This is a genomic window from Acidovorax sp. GW458-11-26-14-TSB4 (assembly GCF_059423865.1).
The window spans coordinates 164562-187781 of the sequence record NZ_JBWKYR010000011.1 but is presented as its reverse complement, the minus strand read 5'-3'; the positions used below and the strand labels follow the sequence as shown (position 1 = coordinate 187781).

The 23220-nt window shown below is 69.5% G+C and carries 24 protein-coding genes; 9 read left to right on the top strand and 15 right to left on the bottom strand.

The window, feature by feature from the left end; translation table 11 throughout:
• Positions 1 to 10 precede the first annotated feature (10 nt).
• Entirely contained in the window at positions 11 to 709 is a 699-nt protein-coding gene (locus AC07X5_RS21635) for a sensor histidine kinase (protein ID WP_409959344.1), read from the top strand.
• Between the two features lie 7 nt (positions 710 to 716).
• On the opposite strand, the gene AC07X5_RS21630 is transcribed toward AC07X5_RS21635, so the two are convergent.
• The 3 genes from AC07X5_RS21630 to AC07X5_RS21620 all read right to left on the bottom strand — a co-directional run bounded on the left by AC07X5_RS21630 (position 717) and on the right by AC07X5_RS21620 (position 2866).
• Positions 717 to 1400, bottom strand: a complete 684-nt coding sequence (locus AC07X5_RS21630) for a histidine phosphatase family protein (RefSeq protein WP_409959342.1) — start codon at positions 1398 to 1400, stop codon at positions 717 to 719.
• A gap of 75 nt (positions 1401 to 1475) precedes the next feature.
• Positions 1476 to 2276, bottom strand: coding sequence for a VOC family protein (locus AC07X5_RS21625; protein ID WP_494771790.1), 801 nt, complete (start codon positions 2274 to 2276; stop codon positions 1476 to 1478).
• Between the two features lie 23 nt (positions 2277 to 2299).
• On the bottom strand, positions 2300 to 2866 hold the full coding sequence (locus tag AC07X5_RS21620) for an OsmC family protein (protein ID WP_494771779.1): 567 nt from the start codon (positions 2864 to 2866) through the stop codon (positions 2300 to 2302).
• A gap of 311 nt (positions 2867 to 3177) precedes the next feature.
• On the opposite strand from AC07X5_RS21620, the gene AC07X5_RS21615 reads away from it, so the two are divergent.
• From AC07X5_RS21615 to AC07X5_RS21585, 7 genes are read left to right on the top strand one after another with little or no spacing between them, the layout of a single operon-like run.
• The gene (locus AC07X5_RS21615) at positions 3178 to 4827 is read left to right on the top strand and encodes a TIGR04028 family ABC transporter substrate-binding protein (RefSeq protein WP_494771789.1); all 1650 of its coding nucleotides are present in this window, start codon (positions 3178 to 3180) and stop codon (positions 4825 to 4827) included.
• A gap of 28 nt (positions 4828 to 4855) precedes the next feature.
• A complete protein-coding gene (locus tag AC07X5_RS21610) occupies positions 4856 to 5797 on the top strand; it encodes an ABC transporter permease (RefSeq protein WP_409959338.1) in 942 nt (313 codons plus the stop codon).
• Between the two features lie 5 nt (positions 5798 to 5802).
• On the top strand, positions 5803 to 6744 hold the full coding sequence (locus AC07X5_RS21605) for an ABC transporter permease (RefSeq protein ID WP_494771778.1): 942 nt from the start codon (positions 5803 to 5805) through the stop codon (positions 6742 to 6744).
• The gene (locus AC07X5_RS21600) at positions 6741 to 8453 is read left to right on the top strand and encodes a dipeptide ABC transporter ATP-binding protein (protein ID WP_494771777.1); all 1713 of its coding nucleotides are present in this window, start codon (positions 6741 to 6743) and stop codon (positions 8451 to 8453) included. The genes AC07X5_RS21605 and AC07X5_RS21600 overlap by 4 nt, the downstream gene beginning before the upstream one ends.
• Positions 8383 to 9489: a putative FMN-dependent luciferase-like monooxygenase gene (locus AC07X5_RS21595; protein WP_494771776.1), complete on the top strand. Its 1107-nt coding sequence runs from the start codon at positions 8383 to 8385 to the stop codon at positions 9487 to 9489. Before AC07X5_RS21600 ends, AC07X5_RS21595 begins: the two co-directional genes overlap by 71 nt.
• Positions 9486 to 10154, top strand: coding sequence for a CMD domain protein (locus AC07X5_RS21590; RefSeq protein ID WP_494771775.1), 669 nt, complete (start codon positions 9486 to 9488; stop codon positions 10152 to 10154). Before AC07X5_RS21595 ends, AC07X5_RS21590 begins: the two co-directional genes overlap by 4 nt.
• On the top strand, positions 10151 to 10762 hold the full coding sequence (locus AC07X5_RS21585; RefSeq protein WP_494771774.1) for an alkylhydroperoxidase domain protein: 612 nt from the start codon (positions 10151 to 10153) through the stop codon (positions 10760 to 10762). The genes AC07X5_RS21590 and AC07X5_RS21585 overlap by 4 nt, the downstream gene beginning before the upstream one ends.
• Here AC07X5_RS21585 and AC07X5_RS21580 read toward each other — a convergent pair whose 3' ends face one another.
• The 7 genes from AC07X5_RS21580 to AC07X5_RS21550 all read right to left on the bottom strand — a co-directional run bounded on the left by AC07X5_RS21580 (position 10763) and on the right by AC07X5_RS21550 (position 16061).
• Positions 10763 to 11005, bottom strand: a complete 243-nt coding sequence (locus tag AC07X5_RS21580) for a hypothetical protein (protein ID WP_494771773.1) — start codon at positions 11003 to 11005, stop codon at positions 10763 to 10765.
• Between the two features lie 4 nt (positions 11006 to 11009).
• The gene (locus AC07X5_RS21575; RefSeq protein WP_409959324.1) at positions 11010 to 11870 is read right to left on the bottom strand and encodes a DUF429 domain-containing protein; all 861 of its coding nucleotides are present in this window, start codon (positions 11868 to 11870) and stop codon (positions 11010 to 11012) included.
• Positions 11871 to 11873: 3 nt separating this feature from the next.
• A complete protein-coding gene (locus AC07X5_RS21570; protein ID WP_494771772.1) occupies positions 11874 to 12755 on the bottom strand; it encodes an EamA family transporter in 882 nt (293 codons plus the stop codon).
• A gap of 91 nt (positions 12756 to 12846) precedes the next feature.
• Positions 12847 to 13269 (bottom strand): BLUF domain-containing protein, encoded by a 423-nt coding sequence (locus AC07X5_RS21565; protein WP_494771771.1) that lies wholly within the window; start codon positions 13267 to 13269, stop codon positions 12847 to 12849.
• A gap of 2 nt (positions 13270 to 13271) precedes the next feature.
• Positions 13272 to 14000, bottom strand: a complete 729-nt coding sequence (gene folE / locus AC07X5_RS21560) for a GTP cyclohydrolase I (RefSeq protein WP_494771770.1) — start codon at positions 13998 to 14000, stop codon at positions 13272 to 13274.
• Positions 14001 to 14118: 118 nt separating this feature from the next.
• The gene (gene clsB, locus AC07X5_RS21555) at positions 14119 to 15327 is read right to left on the bottom strand and encodes a cardiolipin synthase ClsB (RefSeq protein WP_494771769.1); all 1209 of its coding nucleotides are present in this window, start codon (positions 15325 to 15327) and stop codon (positions 14119 to 14121) included.
• Positions 15324 to 16061, bottom strand: a complete 738-nt coding sequence (locus AC07X5_RS21550; RefSeq protein ID WP_409959316.1) for an endonuclease/exonuclease/phosphatase family protein — start codon at positions 16059 to 16061, stop codon at positions 15324 to 15326. The genes clsB and AC07X5_RS21550 overlap by 4 nt, the downstream gene beginning before the upstream one ends.
• Positions 16062 to 16197: 136 nt before the next feature.
• Between AC07X5_RS21550 and AC07X5_RS21545 the strand changes: the two genes are divergently transcribed.
• Positions 16198 to 18024 (top strand): response regulator, encoded by a 1827-nt coding sequence (locus AC07X5_RS21545; RefSeq protein ID WP_494771768.1) that lies wholly within the window; start codon positions 16198 to 16200, stop codon positions 18022 to 18024.
• Positions 18025 to 18041: 17 nt separating this feature from the next.
• On the opposite strand, the gene AC07X5_RS21540 is transcribed toward AC07X5_RS21545, so the two are convergent.
• The 5 genes from AC07X5_RS21540 to AC07X5_RS21520 are packed head-to-tail and all read right to left on the bottom strand — an operon-like array spanning position 18042 to position 23105.
• Positions 18042 to 18929 carry an aldolase/citrate lyase family protein gene (locus AC07X5_RS21540; protein WP_494771767.1) on the bottom strand — a complete coding sequence of 296 codons (888 nt, stop codon included), beginning with the start codon at positions 18927 to 18929 and terminating at the stop codon, positions 18042 to 18044.
• Between the two features lie 10 nt (positions 18930 to 18939).
• Positions 18940 to 19755: a 2-oxo-hept-4-ene-1,7-dioate hydratase gene (gene hpaH, locus AC07X5_RS21535; protein WP_494771766.1), complete on the bottom strand. Its 816-nt coding sequence runs from the start codon at positions 19753 to 19755 to the stop codon at positions 18940 to 18942.
• 2 nt (positions 19756 to 19757) lie between these two features.
• On the bottom strand, positions 19758 to 20714 hold the full coding sequence (locus AC07X5_RS21530; RefSeq protein ID WP_494771765.1) for a fumarylacetoacetate hydrolase family protein: 957 nt from the start codon (positions 20712 to 20714) through the stop codon (positions 19758 to 19760).
• Complete coding sequence (locus AC07X5_RS21525; protein WP_494771764.1) at positions 20711 to 21604, bottom strand: DODA-type extradiol aromatic ring-opening family dioxygenase; 894 nt, start codon at positions 21602 to 21604, stop codon at positions 20711 to 20713. Before AC07X5_RS21525 ends, AC07X5_RS21530 begins: the two co-directional genes overlap by 4 nt.
• A 25-nt stretch (positions 21605 to 21629) precedes the next feature.
• On the bottom strand, positions 21630 to 23105 hold the full coding sequence (locus AC07X5_RS21520; protein WP_494771763.1) for an aldehyde dehydrogenase family protein: 1476 nt from the start codon (positions 23103 to 23105) through the stop codon (positions 21630 to 21632).
• Positions 23106 to 23220: the final 115 nt, after the last annotated feature.

Genomic DNA, 23220 nt, shown 5'->3' with positions numbered 1-23220 from the left:
TCCTCCGCCCATGCCCGCCAAGAAATCCGCACCCTCCCCGTCCGACCGCACCCGGGAACTGACGGATGCCGGCCTGCAGCATGCCGTGCTGATGCGTGCCATGCCGGTGCTGCGGCACGACGTGGCCAGCCCCCTGTCGGTGATGCGCATGGGTACCATGCTGCTCAAGCGCCGGCTGGGCCAGGGCGACATGGCGCCCGAGCAGGCCGTGGAGCGCGTGGAGCAGATCGAGGAGCAGCTCGCCGAGATTGCGCGCCACATCCGCCGCCTGCGGCTGTGGGACCTGCAGATCAACGACCGCCACACCGTGCAGGAGCTGGCGCGTGAAGCCGTGGAACTGGCGCGCCCCATGCTGATGGTGCGCGGCACCGAGATGGAGCCCCTGGCCGAAGACGCCCCCGGCTGGGAGGGCAATGCCAAGGTGCCGCACTCGCTGCTGTACCTGGTGCTGGCCGCCATCTACCACCTGGCCGAGCAGCCCGGCCCGGCGCCCGCGCGGATCACGGTGGAGCCCGCTGGCGCCCTGGGCGTGCGGGTGCTCGCGCAGGGGACTTCGACCGCCCCGCAGGACATGCTGCCAACCCCGGAGGCCGGTGGCCCCGCGCGCCCCCCGGCGCTGGATCTGGCGGCCCTGCTGCAACTGGCGCAGCCCCTGGGCGTGCAGGTTCAGGTGGCCGGGCCGCAGGTCGACATCACCCTGCCACCCTGAGACGTCCTCACTCGGCAGCAGTCTCCGCCAGCAGCTTCTTCTGGTCGTAGACCGGCTGGGGCGGCAGGTCTGCCAGGTGGCGCACATCGGCCCAGTGCAACAGCTCGATGGCGTCGCCATCCAGGCGCACGCGGTTGAAACCCGCGTTTGGGATATCGCTCTGGCGCGGGCCGTGCAGACCCACACCCTTCGCAGTACGCCAGACCATGTCGAGCACGCCGCCGTGCGTGACCACCATCAGGGTCTTGCCCGCGTACTCCTGCGCCAGGCGGCGCACCGCATCCATCACGCGGGCATGGAACTGGCGCGTGGTCTCGCCACCCGGCATGCCGCCATCGGCGTCGAAACGCAGCCAGTTCTCCCACGCCCCCGCATGCTGCAGCTTGATGTCGTCCACGCGCATGCCATCGACCAGGCCGAAGCTCTGCTCGCGCAGGCTGGCATCGACCACGTTGTCGATGTGCAGCGCAGGCAGCAGGGCGCCCAGCACGGGCTGCGCGGTCTGGCGGGTGCGGATCAGGTCGCTGCTGACCAGGTGGTCCACCGCCAGTCGCTCTGCGCCCAGGCGCTCTGCCAGGCGGCGCGCCTGTTCGTGGCCCGTGGCGTTCAGGGGTACGTCCACCTGGCCCTGGAAGCGCAGCTCACGGTTCCAGTCGGTTTCACCGTGGCGTATCAGTATCAGTTCGGTCATCCCGTCCATTATCGAATGCATGCACCGCATTGCAAGCCGGTCGCCTGCCGGTACGCACTCCCGGAGGGTCTGCCGTCAGAACCGCAGGGGTGCGCCATGCGCCAGCGCCGGGTCGAGTAGCGGCGCGCTGCCCCCGGTACCGCGGGCCAGCACCAGGGCATACGGCCCTTCGCCGCGCGTGGCCAGGTGCCGGGCCAAGGCGCCCTCGCCGCCGCGCGGCGCGCTCAGCACCAGGGTGCTGGCACCGGCGCGCACCAGGCCGATCTGCACATCGCTGTGGGGCAGGTCCACCGCGGCGCTGGCATGGCTGGCCGGTGCGCCCTGCGGTGGCTCGCCCAGCAGGGCTCGGTAGCGGCCCAGGCTGGCGGGCAGGTCGTGCACCGCGATGGACAGGCTGGCCACGCCGATGGCGCCGTTGGGATGCACGCGTGCATCGCCCTCGGGCACGCGCAGCGCGCGCGGCGTGAGGTCGCCGCACAGAAAGGGCAGATCGTGCGAGGGCGGGCGCGCCGTCTGCCAGCGCAGTTGCTCGCCGTCGGGCCGCACGCGCCCGCCGTCGTGCGGGCCGCTCAGCGCCAGGCCGCGCGCCTGCGCCGCGGCCACCGTGGTGCCGGTGCCGGGCGGCAGCAGGGCAAAGTCCACGATGCCTTCACCGTGCTGCTGCAGCAACTGCCACCAGCGATCGGCGGGTGCTGGTTCGCGCCAGGCGATCAGCTCGAAATAGCTGCCGTCGGCAAACACCACCAGGGCGTTGTGCGTGGGCCGGCCGGGGTGGTCGCCACCGCGCAGCACGTTGAAGCCCAGCGCCTGGTAGTCGGCGATGGTGGCCCCGAGGTCGTTGACGGCGATGACCACATGGTCCAATGGCAAGGCCAGGGCCTGAGCGGGGGTGCCGGCGCTCATGCCGCCACCGCCTCTTCGATCACAGGCACGGCAGCCTTGGAATTGGTGAGCTTCACCTCGGCGCGGATGGCCTGCGGGTTGCGCAGCAGGTTGAGGATGGGGCAGTTGCGCTCCACCGCCTCGAACAGGGCATCGATCTCGGCGCGGCCTGCGGGGGAGTCGATGTGCACCGTGTAGGCGATCTCGTGCGGCCAGATCGGCGTGGCCTCGTGCCCGGGCTTGCCGCCGCGCGGGTCGATGATGCCGGTGACCTCGACCTCCAGGCTTTCCAGCGGCACCTGGCGCTCGGCCGCCTGGATCAGGAAGATGTGCGTGACGCAGGTGCCCAGCACGCCGAGCTGCAGCTCGGGCGAGCTCGGCCCCAGGTTGTAGCCCGCGAAGTCGGGCGGGCTGTCGCTGATGACCTGGTGGTCGCGGATGCGCAGGCGGCGCACGCCGCTGCGGCCCTCGGCGCTCACGCGCGCCTTCAGGGCGGCGGGCTGGGCCGTGCCGGCGTCGATGGCGGCCTGGCGCGCCAGCACGGCAGCGCGTTTCTCGGCAAGGTAGTCGTTCAGATGGCTCATGGCTCAGCGGTTCTCCGGTGTGTGCGTGCCGCCGCAGACAGAGCGCGGATCACGGACGTTCAGGCCATTGTTGGGCGCCGCGCCGCTGCCTGGGAAGCGACAAAACCGCGTGCGCTTATGCGCATTCCGGATATGCGGCGCAGCGCCGTCCATGCACGGTTTTCAAATAACGATGCTACTTTTTATACCAATGCGCTTATGTAGCGCCGATACCATGAATTGCGTGGGCCGGGCCTGCGCCATGGGGCGGCAGCCGGTCTTGAAAGAGCGTTAGGCGGTGAGGTATGAACGTGTTTCCCCTGAAGAAATCGATGGTCTGGGCTGCAGTGGGCATCCCGGTGCTGGCACTGGGCGTGCTGCTGGCGGGCTGCTCCAAGAAGGACGCGCCAGCCTCTGCCACGGCCAGCGACGGCCCCGTGCAGGGCGGCACCCTGGTGTACCTGGAGCAGCAGGCCCACACCAACCTGTACCCGCCGGCCGGGGGCTTCTACCCCAACGGCGGCGTGCTCAACCAGATCACCGACAAGCTCACCTACCAGGACCCCAAGACGCTGGAGATCCAGCCCTGGATCGCCGAGTCCTGGGAGGTGAACGCCACGGCCACCGAGTACACCTTCAAGCTGCGCAAGGGCGTCACCTTCTCCGACGGCACGCCGCTCGACGCCACCGCCGTGGCCAAGAACTTCGACACCTACGGCCTGGGCAACAAGGAGCTCAGGCACCCGGTCTCGGAGGTCATCAACAACTACGAGAAAAGCGAGGTGCTGGACCCGCTCACGGTGAAGTTCACCTTCAAGAAGCCTTCGCCGGGCTTCCTGCAGGGCACCTCGGTCATCGGCTCGGGCCTGGTGTCGCTGGCCACGCTGGCCCGGCCTTTCGAGGAGCTGGGCGACGCGACCAAGATCATCGGATCCGGCCCCTTCGTGGTCACCAGCGAAACCTTGGGCAAGGAGCTCACCCTGCAGGCGCGCAAGGAATACGCCTGGGGCCCGGCCAGGCTGGCCCACCAGGGCCGCGCACGGCTCGATGAGGTCAAGTTCATCGTGACGCCCGAGGACAGCGTGCGCATCGGCGCGCTGCTGGCCGGCCAGGCCGGCTTCATCCGCCAGGTGCAGGCCTATGACGAAAAGCGCGTGCAGGAACAGAAGTTCCAGGTCTACGCCCCCTCCACACGCGGCGTGAACAACAGCGTGGTCTTCCGCCCCGACAACGCCCTGGTGGCCGACGTGAAGGTGCGCAAGGCGCTGCTGCACGCCACCAACACGCAGGAGATTGTGCAGACCCTGTTCTCGGCCAACTACCCGCAGGCGAAATCGGTGATCGCCTCCACGGCCGCGGGCTATGTGGACCTGTCGGCCAAGCTGGCCTATGACGAGGCCGCCGCGAAGAAACTGCTGGACGAAGCCGGCTGGACCCTGGGCGCCAACGGCCTGCGCCAGAAGGATGGCAAGGAGCTGGTGCTCGCTGCCTACGAATCCCTGCCCCAGCCGCAGAACAAGGAAACGCTGCAGCTCATCGCCCAGCAGTGGGCCAAGGTGGGCGTGAAGCTCAATGTGCTGGCCGGCGACAGCGGCAGCCGCACGGTGGACAACCTTGACCCCGAAAAGACCCCGGTATCGCCCGGCATGGTGGGCCGCGCCGATCCCGATGTGATCAAGAGCAACTACTACCCCACCAACCGCAACGTGCTGCTGCAAAAGGGCGGGGTGAGCGGCAAGGTCAAGTCCTTTGTCGATGACAAGCTCAATGGCCTGCTCGACGCCATCGCCGCCGAGACCGACCCCGCCAAGCGCCTGGCGCTGGCCGGTGAGGTGCAGCACTACCTGATCGACCAGGCCTATGTGATCCCGGTGTTCGAGGAGCCCCAGGCCTTCGCCGGTGCCACCTGGGTGCGCGACGTGGGCTTCGAGGCGGTAGGCCGGCCCAGCTTCTACAGCACCTGGGTCAGCAAGCAGCCCTGATAGGGCGCAGCAGCACGGAGGCTTTGCAATGAACCTGCCCTACCTCGCGCGCCGCATCGGCCAGGCCCTGCTGGTGCTGTGGGCCGCCTTCACGGCGTCTTTCATCCTGCTGCAGTTGCTGCCGGGCGATGCGGTGCTGATCAAGTTCCTGAGTCCCGAGTTCGCTCTGGGCCCGCAGGAGATCGCCGACATCCGCGCCGCCTACGGGGCCGACACGCCTGTGTGGCGCCAGTACCTGCACAGCCTCACCGGCTTTCTCACGGGCAACTTCGGCTACTCGGTGCAGGCGGGCGTGCCGGTCAGCCAGGGGCTTGCCACCAACCTGCCGCCTACACTGCGGCTGGCCAGCTTCGGCTTTGCCACGGCCCTGCTGCTGGCCGTGGCGCTGGCGTTTGCGGCACAGCTGGCACCACTGCGCTGGCTGCGCTCGGCGCTGCAGTCGCTGCCCTCGCTGTTCGTCTCGGTGCCGGTGTTCTGGCTGGGCATCATGCTGATCCAGGTGGTCTCTTTCCGCCTGGGCTGGATCCCGGTGATCAACCCCGGGCGCTGGGAGGGGCTGGTGCTGCCCACGCTGACACTGGCCGTCCCGATCTCGGCGCCGCTCGCGCAGATTCTCTTGCGCAACATCGACGAGGTGCTCACCCAGCCCTTCGTGGCCGTGGCGCGCGCCAAGGGTGCCACGCGCCAGTGGGTGCTGTGGAAGCACGTGGCGCGCAATGCGCTGCTGCCCACGCTGACCATCGCTGGCGTGCTGTTTGGCGAGCTGCTGGCCGGCGCCGTGGTGACCGAGGCGGTCTTCGGCCTCAACGGCCTGGGCAGCCTCACCCAGCAGGCCGTGGGTAACCAGGACACGGCCGTGCTGCAGGCCGTGGTGGTGTTCTCGGCCACGGCCTTCGTGCTCATCAACCTGGCCGTGGACCTGCTCTACCCGGTGCTCGACCCGCGGCTGCGCCATTCCCCCGGAACCTGAACCCCATGACCACGCACACACACACGGCCGACCCCGGCCTGCTGCTGGGCACGTCCCAGCGCACAGATGCACCCGCTCCAGTGGCCGCAGCACCCCTTGCGGCGCCGGCCCCCCGGCAGTCCTTGCCCTTCGCCCGCGCCGTGCGCCGGCTGCGCGGCACACCCGCCACCCTGCTGCTGGCCTGGGCGGTGATCGCCATCGTCGCCCTCTGGGCGCTGGCGCCGGGCCTGTTCACCAGCTACAACCCCATCCAGGGCACGGCCGGCCACCAGTTGCAGGGGCCGGGCGCCGCGCACTGGCTGGGCACGGATGCGCTGGGACGCGACGTCTATGCACGCCTGGTGCATGGCGCCGTGCATTCGCTCTCGGGCGCCTTCGTCGCCGTGGCCGTGGGCCTGGTGCTGGGCACGCTGCTGGGCCTGGTCGCGGGCTCGGTGGGCCGCTGGGTGGACGACGCACTGATGCGCACGGTGGACGTGCTGCTGTCCGTGCCCTCGCTGCTGCTGTCGCTGTCCATCATCATCATCCTGGGCTTTGGCACCATCAACGCGGCCATCGCCGTGGGCGTGGCCTCGGTCGCGGCGTTTGCGCGGCTGGTGCGCTCGGAGGTGGTGCGCGTGCGGCGCACCGAGTACGTGGAGGCCGCCTTCGGCAGCGGCGGGCGCTTTGCCGCCGTGCTGTGGCGCCACGTGCTGCCCAACTCGCTGACCTCGGTGATCGCCATGGCGGCGCTGCAGTTCGGCTCGGCCATCCTGTCCATCTCCACCCTGGGCTTTCTGGGCTATGGCGCGCCCCCGCCCACGCCCGAATGGGGGCTGTTGATCGCCGAGGGACGCAACTACCTCGCCACCGCCTGGTGGCTCACCACCGTGCCCGGTGTGGTGGTGGTGGCCGTGGTGCTGTCGGCCAACCGCATCAGCGCGGCCATCGCGAAAGGTCGGCCATGAGCAGCCTCCCCACCAAGGCGCCGGTGCTCGCAGTCGAGGACCTGGCCATTGCCTACCGCGACCGGCAGCAGCACGCGCAGCGCGTGGTGCATGGCGTGTCGTTCTCCATCGCGCCCGGCGAGGTCGTGGCGCTGGTGGGCGAATCGGGTTCGGGCAAGACCACCACTGCCCAGGCCGTGATCGGCCTGCTGGCCGACAACGGCGAATTCGAACACGGCTCCATCCGCCTGAACGGCACGGACATCGCGGGCTGGCCGCCCGAACGCCTGGACGGCGTGCGCGGCCGTGTGGTGAGCCTGATCCCGCAGGACCCGACCAGCTCGCTCAACCCCGTGCGCACGGTGGGCGAACAGGTGGGCGAGATCCTGCGCATCCACCGCTACGGCAACCGCCAGGCCATTCAGGCGCGCGTGCTGGAGTTGCTGGAGCGCGTGGGCCTGTCCCAACCGGCTTTGCGCGCGCGCCAGTACCCGCACGAGCTCTCGGGCGGCATGAAGCAGCGCGTGCTGATCGCCATCGCCATCGCGCTGCGCCCGGCCCTCATCATTGCCGACGAGCCCACCAGTGCGCTGGACGTGACGGTGCAGCGGCGCATCCTGGACCTCATCGACGGGCTGCGCCGCGAGGACGGCACGGCGGTGCTGCTGGTCACGCACGACCTGGGCGTGGCCGCTGACCGGGCGGATCGGCTGGTCGTGATGCAGGGCGGCCGCATCCAGGAACAGGGGCCCACACAGGACCTGCTGCGCCGCCCCGGCAGTGCCTACACGCGCCAATTGCTGGCCGATGCACCTTCGCTGTCGGGCGGCCGCTTTCACCCTGCCCCCAGGTACCAGGATGGCTCGGCACAGGACATCGCCATCGCTGTCGAAGGCCTGGTGCACGAGTTTCCCGTGGCCGGGCAGCGCCAGCCCTTTCGTGCGGTGGATGGCGTGAGCTTCGAGGTGCGGCGCGGCACCACGCATGCGCTGGTGGGCGAGTCGGGCTCGGGCAAGACCACCACCATCCGCGACGTGGTGGGTTTTGCGCGGCCCACGGCGGGTCGCATCCTGGTGCAGGGCATCGACCTGGCCACACTGCGTGGCGAAGCACTGCGCCAGGCGCGCCGGCACATCCAGCTGGTGCACCAGAACCCTTTCAGCTCGCTGGACCCGCGCCAGACGGTCTACCAGATCATCGAGGAGCCCCTGCTCAACTACGAACCCGTCGCCCGGCCCGAACGCGAACGCCGGGTGCACGACATCCTGGCCCGCGTGGGCCTGCCGCCGGCCGTGCTGCAGCGCTCGCCGCGCGCGCTCTCGGGCGGGCAGCGCCAGCGCGTGGCGATTGCGCGCGCGCTCATCCTGGGCCCGCAGGTGCTGGTGCTCGACGAGGCCGTCTCGGCCCTGGACGTGACCGTGCAGGCGCAGATCCTCGCGCTGCTCGACCAGCTGCAGCGCGACCTGGCGCTGACCTACCTCTTCATCTCGCACGACCTGGCTGTGGTGCGCCAGATCGCGGACACCGTCTCGGTGCTGCATGCCGGCCGCCAGGTGGATGCTGGACTCGTGCAGGACGTCTTCCTGCACCCCGGCAGCGACTACACGCGCGAACTCATCAACGCCATCCCCGGCAATGCCGCACCAAGGAACAACGACCGTGCCCTCCCCCACCTCCCCGATCCATCCTCCGACGCCGAAGCGCCTGGGCTTCTTCAGCAGGCTGCTTGACGACGCCCCGGCAGGCGAGCGCTACCGGCTGGTGGCCGAGCAGATCGCCCATGCCGAGGCCCTGGGCTTCGACTCGGCCTGGGTCGCGCAGCACCATTTCCACGAGCACGAGGGCGGCCTGCCCTCGCCCCTGGTCTTTCTGGCGCACGTGGCGGCGCGCACCCACCGCATCCGCCTGGGCACGGGCATCATCACCCTGCCGCTGGAAAACGCCGTGCGCGTGGCCGAAGACGCCATCGTGCTGGACCTGCTCGCGGGCGGCCGGCTCGATGTGGGCGTGGGCACGGGTGGCACGCCCGAGTCTTTCGCCGCCTTCGGGCTCGACAGCGAAGACCGCTCCGCCATCTTTGCCCGGCAGCTGGCCGTTCTGCGCGGTGCGTGGGCCGGCCAGCCCCTGCCAGGGGGCGACACGCTCTACCCCGCCGCACAGCAATTGCTCGGCCGCATCTGGCAAGCCACCTTCTCGGTGGCTGGGGGTACGCGCGCCGGGCTGGCGGGCGACGGGCTCATGCTCTCGCGCACCCAGCCACGGCCCGGTGATGCCCCCGACGCCTCGCTGGCCGCGCTGCAAAGCCCCATCATCGACGCCTACCTCGCTGCCCTGCCCGCCGGCACCACGCCGCGCATCGTGGGCTCGCGCAGCCTGTTCGTGGCCGACAGCCGCAAGGAGGCGCTGCGCCTGGCCGACACCGGCCTGCGCCGCGCGGCCGCGCGCTTCGCGGCGCTGGCCGCCGCGCCGGGCAGCGCGCCCCGCCTGGGTCCCGATGCGCCGCTGGAACAGCTGATCGCCGCCTACGACGTGCACGTGGGCACGCCCGAAGACGTGATCGCCTCGCTGCGCGCCGACACCACCCTGGAGCGCGTGACGGACCTCGTGTTCCAGGTGCACTCCATCGACCCGCCGCACGCAGCCATCCTGCGCTCCATCGAACTCACCGCCACCGAGGTCGCCCCCGCCCTGGGCTGGGTGCCACGGCACGCCCCCACAGCCACGCCCCGGACCGCCTTGTCCCAACCCGCCACGGAACCCGCATGACCCAAACCGCCGACACCACCCCCGACGTGATCGACCTGCTCACCGGCATTGCGCCCGGCGACCGGCTCGACGCCATCCGCCGCCACCGCCTGCAGGCGCGCACCCATGCACAGCAGAGCTACCTGGCGCTGTTCGAGCCCGCGGCGCCACAGCCCGGCCGCTTCAGCCTGGCCGACCGCCAGGCGGTAGCGGCCTTTGTGGCCGGCCTGCTCCAGCAGCCCGATGCCACGGCCTTCTACAACGCCGGCCTGGCTGCCGAAGGCGCACGCCAGGCCCGCCCCGGCGTGCCCCAGGCCATCGCGGCCGAAGTGGTGCGCGGCGCAGCGCGCGGCCCCTACGGCAGCTACCCGCCCGGCCCGCTGAGCGAGGAAGACACACCCGGCCCGGCCTACCGCGTGGGTGAAGCCCAGCGCGCCGTGCTGGGTGCACCGCTGTCGGCCGCGCTGGAGCATGCACACCTGCTCACCTTGCATCCGCGCGATGCCAGCCCGGCCGCCCTGCAGGCGCTGCTCGACGCCGGCTGGCCCACCACCGAGATCGTGACCCTGTCGCAGCTGGTCGCCTTCCTCGCGTTCCAGATCCGCGTGGTGGCAGGGCTGCGCGCCCTGGCCGCCGCACCCGCACGCACCGGCAACCAAGCATCCAGCGAGGCCACCCAGGCATGACCGATACCACCCTTTCCCACCCCGGCAGCCAGGAACCCGTGGCCTTCACGCAGGCCCAGCTCGAATGGCTGCCCTGGCTGGCCCCGCTGCCAGAGGCGGAACTGACCGAGCGCCACCTGGCGGGCCTGGTGGACGCGTCGCGCGCCAAGTCGCCCTACTTCAGGCTGTTGGCGCGCGACCCCGACATCCTGGGCGCCCGCACCCGCACCGACAAGGACATCTTCTACAACCCCGACGCCGGCCTGCCACGTGCCGAGCGCGAGCTGTCAGCCGCCGCGGCTTCGCGCCACAACGGCTGCATCTACTGCGCCTCGGTGCACGCACGCTTCGCCTCGCACTTCTCGGGCCGCGCGGACGACGTGCAGCGCCTGCTCGACGAAGGCACGGGCACCGACCTGGGCCCGCGCTGGAATGCCATCGTGCAGGCCTCGGTGGCGCTCAGCGACACGCCGCTGGACTTTGGCACGGAGCACATCACGGCGCTGCGCGAGCAGGGCCTGGACGACGCGGCGATCTCGGATGCGCTGCACGGCGCCGCGTTCTTCAACTGGGCGAACCGGCTGATGCTGTCGCTGGGTGAGCCCCAGGAAGCTGCAGTGAAGGTCTGATCACCGCATGGGCACGATGAGCACCTTGCGACGCGGGGTGCAACCAGGTCCTTCATAGGGCTGGCTGTCCTTGACCCAGCCCTGGCCAGGCGAGGTTTGCGCACAGACGCGTTGGCCATCGATCTTGCTGCGCCAGTAGAACCAGGGCGCGGGCGCGGCGAATGCGGCCGTGGCAGCCAGCGCGCAGGCAAGCGCACCAGCCCAAAGCCGATGGGCCTCCATGAAGGCAAGGGCTCCTGTCATGGCCCTATTGTGGAGCGCTCTTGTCCATCCCTGCACCCGCCAGGGGCATGGGCGCGGTAACGATCCAGCCTTCCAGCGGGTCCAGGCCAGGCGGCAGGCCGTAGAGGGCGTCGCCCTCGGCATGGCGCTGCTCGGCCCAGCCGGCCTGCAGCATGCACAGCACGGCATCCAGGCTGTCGCCGCTGGCGTCGGCCACCAGGGCGTCGCGCTGGGCGTGCGTGAGCTTCAGGCGCAGGGCCAGGCGCGTCTGCCCCAGCTCCAGCGCGGTCAGCAGGTCCTTGCGTGCGATCAGGCGGTCTGGCGTCTGCTTGGCCACGTCGTCGCTCTTGTAGCTGCGCCGCTGCAGCACTTCGCGCGCCAGCAGGCCGGGGTAGGCCTCCAGCGCCACGCGCGTGGGATCACCTGCGTGCAGGCCGGGCAGGTGCACGCCGGCATCGAGCAGAAGCGGCAGCCCCGCGTGCAGCATGTAGGCCACGGGCGGGTTCACCCACTTCATCGACGGGCTGGAGCCCGCCGGCCCATCGGTCGCACGGTGCGCGAACTTGCCGCCCACGGGGCGGGCATCGCAGAAGGCCGCGAAGGCTTCGCGGATCTGGGGGCGCGTGAGCGTGCGGTAGTGCTGCATGCTGGCATGCCACTGCAAGGGCCAGCCCAGGGTCTGCAGCAGCTCGCGCGGCAGGCCGAAGGGCAGGTCGAACCCGCCGACCCAGGCACGTGGCTCGGCCAGCCAGCGGCCCACGGCGGCCAGCGTCTCCAGACGCACCAGTTCCGTGAGTTGCACGCGCGCGCCTTCGCGCCGGCCCAGGGCCAGCACCACGGGTTTGCGCCGCGTAGGGCTGCTGGAAAAATCACAGCCAAGCAGCATGGCTTACCCCAGAGCGAGCGCGGTGACGCCGGCCGCAATCAGCACGGCACCGCAGATGCGCGCCACGCGGTCGCCCTCGCCCAGCAGATGCCCGCCGATCAGCGCGGCAAAGAGCATGGACACCTCGCGCGCCGGGGCCACATGCGACAGGGGCGCCTCCTTCATCGCATACAGCACCAGCACATAGGCCACCGGGCTGACCATGGCCACCAGCAGCGCGAAGCGCCACTGCGCGCGCCACAGCTGCCCGGCCGTGGGCAGGTCGCGCAGCACCACGGGCGCGAGCAGCGCCACCCGCACGAAATTGCCCATGTAGTCCACGAGGATGGGCGACATCAGCAGAATCTTGACGGCATAGCCATCGACCACCGTGTAGCTGGCAATGAAAGCGCCCGTGAGCAAGCCGTAGAACACGCCCTTGTGCACGCGCTCGCGCGCGGCCGGGTCGTGCGCGGCACGCAGCAGGGCGGGTCCGCCTGCGATCAGGAACACCCCGCCCACCACGCCCGCAATGCCGGCCATGCCCAGCGCCGAAATGCGCTCGCCCAGCAGCGTGATCGCCACCAGCGAGGACATCAGCGGCCCCGAGCCGCGCGCCAGGGGGTAGACCACGGTGAGGTCGGCCTTGCGGTAGCCGCGCAGCAGGATGACGAAATAGCCCACGTGCAGCAGCCCGCTGGCCGCCACAAAGCCCCACTCCACCGCGCCCCACAGCGGCACCACGTCACGGCCCAGGTACCAGCCCAGCGGCGCCCATACCAGCATCAGCAGCAGCGAAGTGAAGAACGCGAAGCGCGAATCCCCGCCTGCCTTCTTCGCCACGATGTTCCAGCAGGCATGGACCAGGCCCGCCAGGATGATGAGGCCGAAAGCATTGAGGGTCACGGTGGAAAATGCAGGAAAAAAAGCAAAAGGCCGCAGCGCGTTGGCGGCTGCGGCCCGTGGTCGGACGGCGGGCCTTGCGGCCCGGTGCCTGTTATGCGCGCCCGATGATCGACGCCGTGGCCATCAATTCTTCCAACAGCGCGAACGACACCTTGCCCGACACCGCATACGGGTCGAGTTCGGGCTTTTCGGAGTACTTGAGCAAAATGGAATGGTTGATCTTGGACAGGTTCACCTGGCCCATGGTCCAGCCGCCGAAGCGGCGCTCGGAGATCTCCTCGTAGTGCAGCAGCTCCACGTTCTGGTGGCGCGGGTCGCGCTGGATGTGGCCGTACAGGTCGCTCACGGCCGACCGGCCGCCCTCGATGGCCTGCAAAAAGATGCCGCCGCCGTAGCACAGCACCCCGGTGATGCCACTGCCCGGGTTGTGCTGGCGCGATTGCATCAGGATGGCTTCGATGGCGGCGGGCGAGGTGTCCACCGCGCGGCTGGCATAGAGCAGGCGTACGAGCATGGTCAGTTCTTTCCAGGGATGAGGGACAGGAATTCACGGCGCAGCGAGGGGTCCTTGAGGAACACACCGCGCATCACGGAGTTGATCATCTTGCTGTCCATCTCGCGCACGCCGCGCCAGGACATGCAGAAGTGGCTGGCCTCCATGACGATGGCCAGTCCGTCGGGCTGGGTCTTTTCCATGATCAGGTCGGCCAGTTGCACCACGGCCTCTTCCTGGATCTGGGGGCGGCCCATGACCCAGTCGACCAGGCGCGCGTACTTGGACAGGCCGATCACGTTGGTGTGCTCGTTGGGCATCACGCCGATCCAGATCTTGCCGATCACCGGGCAGAAATGGTGGCTGCAGGCGCTGCGCACCGTGATGGGCCCGACGATCATGAGCTCGTTCAAGTGCTCGGCGTTGGGGAACTCGGTGATCGGGGGCTGCGCCACGTAACGGCCCTTGAACACCTCGTTGAGGTACATCTTGGCCACACGGCGCGCGGTGTTGTGCGTGTTGTGGTCGCCTTCCGTGTTGATGACCAGGCTGTCGAGCACGCCCTGCATCTTGAACTCGACCTCGTCCAGCAGCTTCTCCAGCTCGCCGGGCTCGATGAACTCGGCGATGTTGTCGTTGGCGTGGAAGCGCTTGCGCGCGGCGGCAAGGCGCTCTCGGATCTTGACGGAGACGGGCGTGCCTTCTTCGTCCGGCGGGGTGGTCGTCATATCGGCGGCAGTGGGACTGGACATGTCCGGCATCGTAACAGTGATCGAGGGGGACCGCCTTGCAAGGGTTTTGCGCAGCTATCGCCCATGGAACATCACCATATAGCTCCTATTTGTGTAGCAAAAAATCGATGCATGGTGCTCAATAGCGCTTTCCCGTGATCCACAGGGCCAGGCGCATCAGCGCATAGGCCGCGCCATCGAGCACGCGCTGGCGCAGCGGCCGCCCGGCATAGCGCGCCGGCTCCATGCGCCGGCCGGCCTGCTGCATGGCTTGCACCAGCCGTCCGCGCAGGTCGGCGGCAAAGGCCGCATCCTCCACCACCACGTTGGCCTCGCGCGCCAGCAGAAGGCTCAGCGGGTCGAGGTTGGACGAGCCCACCGTGGCCCAGGGCCGCTCGCCCAGCGCATCGACCACGGCCACCTTGGCGTGCAGAAAGCTCGGCGCGTACTCGTGGATCTCCACCCCTGCTTCGAGCAGCGCACCGTACACCGGCCGCGCGGCGTGGTACTGCATGAAATACTCGTAGCGCCCCTGCAGCAGCAGGCGCACGCGCACGCCGCGGCGCGCCGCCATCAGCAGTGCGCGGCGCAGCTTGCCGCCGGGCAGGAAGTAGGCGTTGGCAATGATCACCTCATGCCGCGCCGCCCCAATCGCGCGGCGGTAGGCCTTCTCGATGCGGCTGCGGTGGCGCACGTTGTCGCGCAGCAGCAGCGCGGCGCGCATGGCCGGCCCCTGATGCTGTGCCTCGTCGGCCGCATGCCGGGCGGCACTGGCCACCCGCAGGGCCTGCAAGGCCTCGGGCAGGCGGCGCTCGCGCATGTCGCGCACGGCCTGCATGCGCCACCAGAGCTGGTCCATGGTCTCGCTGGCCGCTGCCACCAGGCTGCCCGTGGCCTGTACGGCAAAGTCCAGGCGCGGTGCGGCCAGCGCGCCGTGGTTGGGGTCGTGCAGATCGTCCAGCACGTTGATGCCGCCGCAGAACAGCACGCAGCCATCGACCACGCACAGCTTGCGGTGCAGGCGGCGCCAGCGCTGCGGCAGCAGCAGGCCCAGCGGCCCGAGCGGCGAATACACGCGCACCTGCACCCCCGCGGCCTCCAGGCGCCCCGCCCATTCACCCGGCAGGGCCCCGGTGCCCACGCCATCCACCACCAGTTGGGTGCGCACGCCGCGCCGGGCGGCCCGCTCCAGCGCCTCGGCCACGCTGGCGCCGCTGCCGGTGAAGTCGAAGATATAGGTCTCGAACTGGATGTCCGACAGCGCGGCATCCATGGCCCCGACCAGCGCCGGGAACAGCTCCTGTGCGCCTTGCAGCAGGAGTACCCGGTGGTCGGCGGCGAAGCTCACAGGCCGAATTCGGCAATGAGGGGCAGGTGATCGGACATGCGCCACCAGATGCGCCCGCGTGGCACATGCAGCGACAGGGGCGTGAGGCCGCGCACGTAGACATGGTCCAGCTGCACCAGGGGCAGGCGCGCGGGGTAGGTGAAGGCCCGGGGCTCCTCGAACTCGTACAGGCCGAAACCCGCGAGCATGCGCTTGACCTGCAGGCCCCAGTCGTTGAAGTCGCCCGCCACCACCAGCGGCGCACTGGCCGGCACCTCGCGCTCGATGAAGCGCTGCAGGCGCTCGATCTGGCGGATGCGGCTGCCCGGGATCAGCCCCAGGTGGACGACGATCACATGGATCTTGCGGCCATGGGCGGCCACCTCCACGTGCAGCAGGCCGCGCTGCTCGAAGCGGTGGTCGGATATGTCCTCGTGCTGGTGGCCGACCACCGGCCAGCGCGAGAGCAGCGCATTGCCGTGCTCACCATGGCGGGTGAAGGCGTTGGTGCGGTAGACGGCCTCGTAGCCCTCGGGCGCCAGGTACTCGGCCTGGGGCAGCTCGGGCCAGCGCTGGAAGTACCTGGCCTCCTGCCGGTTCATGCGGCGCACCTCCTGCAGGCAGACGATGTCGGCATCGAGCTGCTCGACCGCGTGGCCCAGGTTGTGGATCTCCAGCCGGCGCGCCGGGCCGATGCCCTGCACCCCCTTGTGGATGTTGTAGGTCGCCACCCGCAGGATGTCTGTGTTGTCCATGGCTGCCATTGTGTCGCAAGCAACCGACACTTGGCAGGCCGGGCGGTGCTTACCCGCATCGCACAATGCGCACACCGGGCATACACTGTGCTTGCAGTGAGCAGTTACTTTTAATTACACCAACCCTGAGCTGCAGATGGCTACAGCCAAAGACCCGGATCCACCAGAGAGCCTGGCACTGATCATCGACAGCAATGCCACGTCGCGCAGCATCCTGGTGGGGCAGTTGCGCGAGTACGGAGTCACCAAGATAGTGCAGTGCAGCCGCGTGCGAGACGCGCGCGCCCGGCTGGAACACACGGTGTTCGACTATGTGCTGTGCGACCAGTTCTTCAGCGAGTCCGGCGACTCCGGGCAGACCCTGCTGGACGACCTGCGCCGTGCGCAGCTGCTGCCGTTCTCCACCGTGTTCTTCATGGTCACGGCCGAGGCCTCGTACGCGGCGGTGGCCGAGGCCGCCGAGTCGGCGCTCGACGGCTATTTGCTCAAACCCTTCACCCCCAGCGCGCTGTTCGAGCGGCTGAGCCTGGCACGGCTGCGCAAGATCCACCTGAAACCCATTTTCGACGCCATCGAGCAGGAGGATTTCGAACTTGCATCGCGCCTGTGCGTGGAGCGTTTCGAGGCGCGCAAGCCCTACTGGCTGTATGCCGCGCGCATCGGCACCGAGCTGCTGCTGCGCCTTGGCCGCCACGACGAGGCGCGCACGCTGTTCGAAGCCGTGATCGCCGCGCGCGCCCTGCCCTGGGCCAAGCTCGGCGTGGCGCGCGCGCAGATCGAATCGGGCCAGGCCACACGCGCCATCACCACCTTGCAGGGCCTGATCGGCGAGGACGCTTCGTTCGCCGATGCCTATGACGTGCTGGGCCGCGCCCAGGTCGAACTGGGCAACTTTGCCGATGCCATCGAAACCTACCGCACGGCCAGTGGGCTCACCCCCGATTCGGTGGTGCGCCTGCAGAAGCTGGGCATGATGTCGTTCTACATGGGCGACCGCAAGACCGCGTCCAGCGTGCTGGCGCGCGCGGCCATGCTGGGTGTCGACTCCAAGCTCTTCGACTTCCAGGCCCTGGTGCTGCTGGGCTTCTCCTACTTCGCGGACAACGACCGCAAGGGCATCGAGCGCTGCGTGGCCGACTTCACGCGCATCCTGGAGCGCCATGCCGACAGCCAGCGCGTGCAGCGCCTGGCGGACGTGGTGCGCACCCTGCAGCTCATCCAGCAGCGCCAGTTCTCGGCGGCGGTGGCCGCCGTGCGCAACATGGCGCGTGAGATCGACGAAGCCGGTTTCGATTTCGAGGCAGCCAGCAACCTGGCCAGCCTGCTGTCCGTGCTCGGCGCCACCTCCATCGACCTGGCCGACGGGGACAGCTGGGTGCGCGCCCTGGGCATGCGCTATGCCAATACCCGGGGGTTGACCGAGCTGATGGCCAATGCCTGCAACATGCACCCGCCCTACGCGGACATCGTGCGCGGCTGCCTTCCGGAGATCAACAGCACGGCCGAGAAAGCCATGGCGCAGGCCCTGGCGGGCGATGCCGAGGGCGCCGTGCGCAGCCTGCTGCAGCAGGCCGGCACGACCCTGAATTCCAAGCTCGCCGACATGGCCCAGCAGGTGCTGCAGCGCCACCGCGAGCGCATCCCCGATGCCCAGTCCCTGCAGGAAAGCATCGAGGCCGTGCGGGCGCGCTGCGGCAACGCCCCCACGCGCGCGGTGCTGGGGCAGGATGGCGACCGCCGCCCTGGCGGCGTGGTGATACGCACGCGCGCGCCGGCCGTGGCAGCGGCAGCGGTTGCAGCGGCAGCCACCACGGCAGCCCTGAACACCCTCGCGGCGAGCAACAAGCTCAGCGCGGACGACATCCTGGACATGCCGGACGAGCCATCCATCGACGATATCCTGGGCGTGCCCGCCCCCGAACCCTTCGACCCGGCGGAGAAGCTCCGGCTGCGCCCCCTTTAGGCGGCAGCGCCCCAACATCAACCGTAGACCGGGCCCCCTGCCGGCGCGGACGCCGCAGCTGCTGCCATGTGTGCCGGCGCGGACGCCGCCGCAGCTGCCATGTGCAGGGCCCGCCCGTAGCGCGCCGCCAGATCGCGCGTGGCCGCCACCAGCACGCTGGTGTCCACCCCCACGGCCACGAACACGGCGCCCAGCTCCAGGTAGCGGCGTGCCAGTTTCTCGTCGGCCATCAGGATGCCAGGTGCCTTGCCCGCCGCCAGCACGCGGCGGATACCGTCTTCGATGGCGGCCTGCACTGCGGGATGACCCGGGTTGCCCACATGGCCCATGCTGGCCGACAGATCGGCCGGGCCGAAGAACACGCCATCCACCCCCGGCGTGCGCGCGATGGCGTCCAGGTTCTCGATGGCCAGTGTGCTCTCGGCCTGTACCAGCAGGCACACCTGGGAATTGGCCTCCTGGAGGTAACCAGGGTAGCGCATCCACTGCGAGGCGCGCGCCAGGCCTGCCCCCATGCCGCGGATGCCGCCCTGCCCGTCGTCCTGCGGGTAGCGCATGGCGCGCACCAGCTGGGCCGCCTGCTCGGGCGTGTCCACCATGGGCACCAGCAGCGTCTGCGCGCCGATGTCCAAGTACTGCTTGATCAGCGCCGTATCGCCCACGGGCACCCGGGCCACGGGGTGCGACCCCGTGCCCAGCATGGCGCGTGCGCTGGCCACGCCCTGCAGTTGCTCCAGCATGCGCGGCACGTCGTTGGGCGCATGCTCGCCATCGAGCAGCAGCCAGTCGAAGCCGGCGCCCGCCACCAGCTCGGCCGCATAGCCGCTGGCCAGCCCGAACCACAGGCCGATCTGCGGCGTGCGCGCCGCCAGGGCCTGTTTGAAGGTGTTCAGGGGTGTCTGCACAGCGATCCCCTCACACGAAACGGAACGCGATATTGCCCAGCGGCCCGTAGTCGGCATGGAAGGTGTCCCCCGCCGCAGCCGCCACCGGGCGGGTGAACGAGCCGCCCAGCACCACCTCGCCCGCCGCCAGCCCCTCGCCATAAGGTGCGAGCTTGTTGGCCAGCCAGGCCACGCCCGTGGCCGGGTGGTTGAGCACGGCCGCGGCCAGGCCCGATTCCTCGATCACCCCGTTCTTGTAGAGCAGCGCGCCGCACCAGCGCAGGTCCACCGCATCGGGCCGCACCGGGCGCCCGCCGGTGACGATGCCGGCATTGGCCGCGTTGTCGGAGATGGTGTCGAACACCTTGCGCATCACGCCCGTGTGGCGGTCGTGCTGCTCGATGCGCGCGTCGATGATCTCGATGGCGGGCACCACGTACTCGGTGGCGGCCAGCACGTCGAAGATGCTCACCGGCGGACGCCCCGGCTCGCCGCGCAGCGGCTTGTTGAGCACGAAGGCCAGCTCCACCTCCACCCGCGGCAGGATGAAGCGCTGCATGGGGATGTCGCCGCCCTCGGCAAAGAACATGTCGTCCAGCAGGGTGCCGAAGTCGGGCTCGGTGATCTGGCTGGCGATCTGCATGGCGCGCGAGGTCAGGCCGATCTTGTGTCCGCGCACGCTGCGGCCCTCGGCGATCTTCATCGCCACCCAGGCGCGCGAGATGGCATAGCCGTCCTGCACCGTCATGCCGGGGTGGCGCCTGGAGAAATGCTCCACCTGCACGCGGGTCTTCTCGGCCTGGTGCAGGTCCTGGGCCAGTTGCTGGATCAATGCATCGCTGAGCATCGTCAATCCTTCCTGTTCTCTTTTGCGGCCTGCCGGTAGTTGGCCTTGAGGTGCTCGGGCACGCGCTCGTCGAAGCCGCAGGCCACGCGCCGCACTTCGGGGCTGTCGCTGGGCTGGTGGCCCACGCCCAGTGCCGAGGCGCGCGGCGCTTCGATGGCCACCACGGTGCCCGCCAGGCGGCCCAGGCCGGTGATCTCGCACTCCACCCGATCGCCCGGGTCCACCGAGCGCGAATGGCAGGGCGTACCCATCAGGATCACGTCGCCCGGCACCAGGGTGATGTGGCGCGCGATGTCGGCCACCACGTAGTGCGGGCCCCAGATGGTCTCGTCGCCGATGTGCGCCTCCTGCACCACCAGGCCGTTGCGGTAGGTGCGCAGCGTCTGCTCGAACAGGTTGACGCCGCGCACGACGCCCGGGCCGATGGGCAAGAGCGTGTCCGCCCCCTTCACGCGCAGCATGCTGCCCTGGTCGGTGTCGCGGTAGTTCTGCAAGCCCATGTCGAGCGCGGGACAGAAGCCCTCGATGTAATCCCAGGCCTCGTCGGGCAGCACGTTGCGGCAGGTCTTGCCGATGACCACGGCGTACTCGCCCTCGTAGTTCAGGTACAGGCTGTCGGCAGGCTTGTGGATCTCGCAGCCATGGCCGTTGACCGAGGTCGGCGGCTTGGTGAAGTAGGTCGGCGTCTCGGTGGGCTTGGGCTGGTTGCGCGTCTCGAAGCTGCGCGAACTGTACGAGATGTGCACCGCGATGACCTTGCTGGGTGCCACCGGCGGCAGGTGCTGCACACGGGCCGTCTCAACCACTCGGCCATCGTCCAGGCGCAACTGGCCCTGCTGTGCGCCCTCTTCCACCATGGTGCCCCAGCAGGCGCTGCCACCCACCAGCACGCGGCGGCGCTCCACGCGCGGGCCGCGCATCACGGCGGGAAGTTCGGTGATCGGGAATTCGAAGTTCATGCAACCACCTCCGCCGTCGCTGGTTCACCATCGAACCACATGTGCACATTGCCCGTGCCGCGTGCGTTCTCGTAGGCCGACAGGGCCACGCCCTTCGCGCGGCAGTCGGCACCGCCCATGGCGCCCAGCATCTGCAGGTAGTGCGCGCCGAAAGCTTCCCAGGGCATCTTGCGGTACTCATCCTGCCAGCGGTCCAGCACCATGTCGTGCCGGCCCTGCTCCATGAGCGCGATGGCGCCCTTGTCGCTCACCACGTTCTCGGGGCGCGAGACATTGCTTTCGTGGAAGATGCGCGGGTGGTTGGGCTTCCAGTCGATGGGGTTGAACCTGTGGCTGAGCGCGCCCGAGGCCAGCAGCAGCACACGCAGGCCGCTGCGGCGCACGGCCTCGGCAATCGCCTCGCCCGATTTCAGAAAGTGGCGCCAGTCGCAGTTCTGGCACGAACTCACGGTGACCACGGACGTTTCGCTGCGCTCCAGGCGCAGGTGCTTGACCAGGTTGATGGTGGCGTACTGCTTGCCCAGGTCCGGGTGGTTGATGACGCGGTTGTAGCCCTTCTGCTCGCGCGAGACGGCCTCGATGGCCAGCGCCAGGTCCGGGTGGCCGCGGTAGTCGTACGGCACACCGTGCAGGTACCAGGGCATCTCGTCGGAGATGAACATGCCCTGGTAACGCGGCGCGCCGTCCACCAGGTGGTAGCCGGTGGTGAACCAGTGCGAATCGAAGATGATGGCCACGTCGGGCCGGGCCGCGGCGATCTTCTCGCGCAGGCGCGCATAGCCGGGGATGAGGTCTGAGTCGGCCCCCGCGCCCTGCAGCACGCGGAATTCCTCGCACTGCATCAGGCCGGGGTGGTGCGAGACGATGGCGGCGCCAACGATGCTTCCCATGGTGTGTGTCTCCTCTGAAGACGGCTTATCGGTGGCTGAAACTTGCGCGGAAAGGCTTCTTCGGAACAACAATGTCCTTCACATCGCAGAAGAACTCGAAGCTCCAATCCCCGCCCTCGCGGCCCACGCCGCTGCGCTTGATGCCGCCAAAGGGCGCGGCCAGGTCGCGGATACCGAAGCTGTTGACCCAGATGAAGCCGGTGCGCACCCGCTGCGCCACGGCACTGGCGTGCTCGGTAGCGCCGTAGCAGACGCCGCCCAGGCCGTAGTCCGTGCCATTGGCCAGTGCGATGGCCTCCTCGTCGCTGTCGAAGCTTTGCAGGGTGAGCACCGGGCCGAAGACTTCGTTCTGCACGATCTCGCTGTCCTGGCGCACATCGGTCAGCAGGGTGGGCTGGTAGTACTGCGCGCCGAAGGGGTGGTGCGCACCGCCCCAGAGCAGCGTGGCGCCATCGGCCACGGCGCGCTGCACGAAGCCGTGCACGCGCTCCACCTGGCGCGGGTGGATGATGGGGCCGACCTCGGTGGCATACTCGCGCGGGTCGCCCACGGTGAGCTTTTCAACATAGCCGCGCAGCGCGGCGACGAAGGCACCGTGCACCTTGCGGTGCACCAGGAAGCGCGTGCCCGCCAGGCACACCTGGCCGGCGTTGCGGTACATCAGCGCGCCGGTGGCGGCGGCGTTGTCGATGTCGGCATCCTCCAGCACGATGAAGGCCGACTTGCCGCCCAGTTCCAGGCTGCAAGGCACAAGGCTGGCGCCGGCCGACTGGGCGATCCACTTGGCCGTGGGCACCGAGCCGGTGAACGAGATGCGCGCCAGCCGCGGGTCGCTGACCAGGCGCGCACCGGTGCTGGCACCCGCGCCCTGCACGAGGTTGAACACCCCGGGCGGCAGGCCGGCAGCGTGCGCGCAGTCGGCCAGCAGGCTGCTGGTCAGCGGCGCCCACTCCGGCGGCTTGACGATGACGCAGTTGCCTGCGGCCAGGGCCGGGCCGAGCTTCCAGGTGGCCAGCATCAGCGGCGCGTTCCAGGGCGTGATGATGGCCACCACGCCGGCCGGATCGTGGCGCACGATGTGGGTGGCCTGCTCGGTCTCGATGGGGCGGTCCTGCAGGGACAGCGCATGCTCGGCGAACCAGGTGATGTTGAGCATGGCGCGCGGCACCACGCCGTGCTTCATGCGCGAGAGCAGCACGCCCGCATCGTTGGATTCAAGCGTGCAGAAGGCCTCGGCGCGCTTTCCGATCTCGGCGGCGAAGCGGTCGAGATACGGCTTGCGCTCGGCCGCCGTGAGGGTGCTCCATGCGGGGAAGGCGCGCGCTGCCGCAGTGACGGCCGCGTCCACCTGCGCGGGCGATCCCGCGCTGATGCGGCCCAGCAGCGCCTGGTCGATGGGCGAATGCAGGTCGAGGCGCATGTCCGAGGCCACGCGCTGGCCGTCGATGTAGTGGTGGGGCGATACGGCAATGCCGGCGACGTTCAGGGTCTCGGTGCTCAAGGGGTGTCTCCATCGGGGCTGCGGTGTGCGCTTTGGTCTCAAAGTATCGTGACGCGATGCGCCGACCACAATCAACGCTTTCTTACCGATTGTGAAGATGGTCTAATGAATGGCC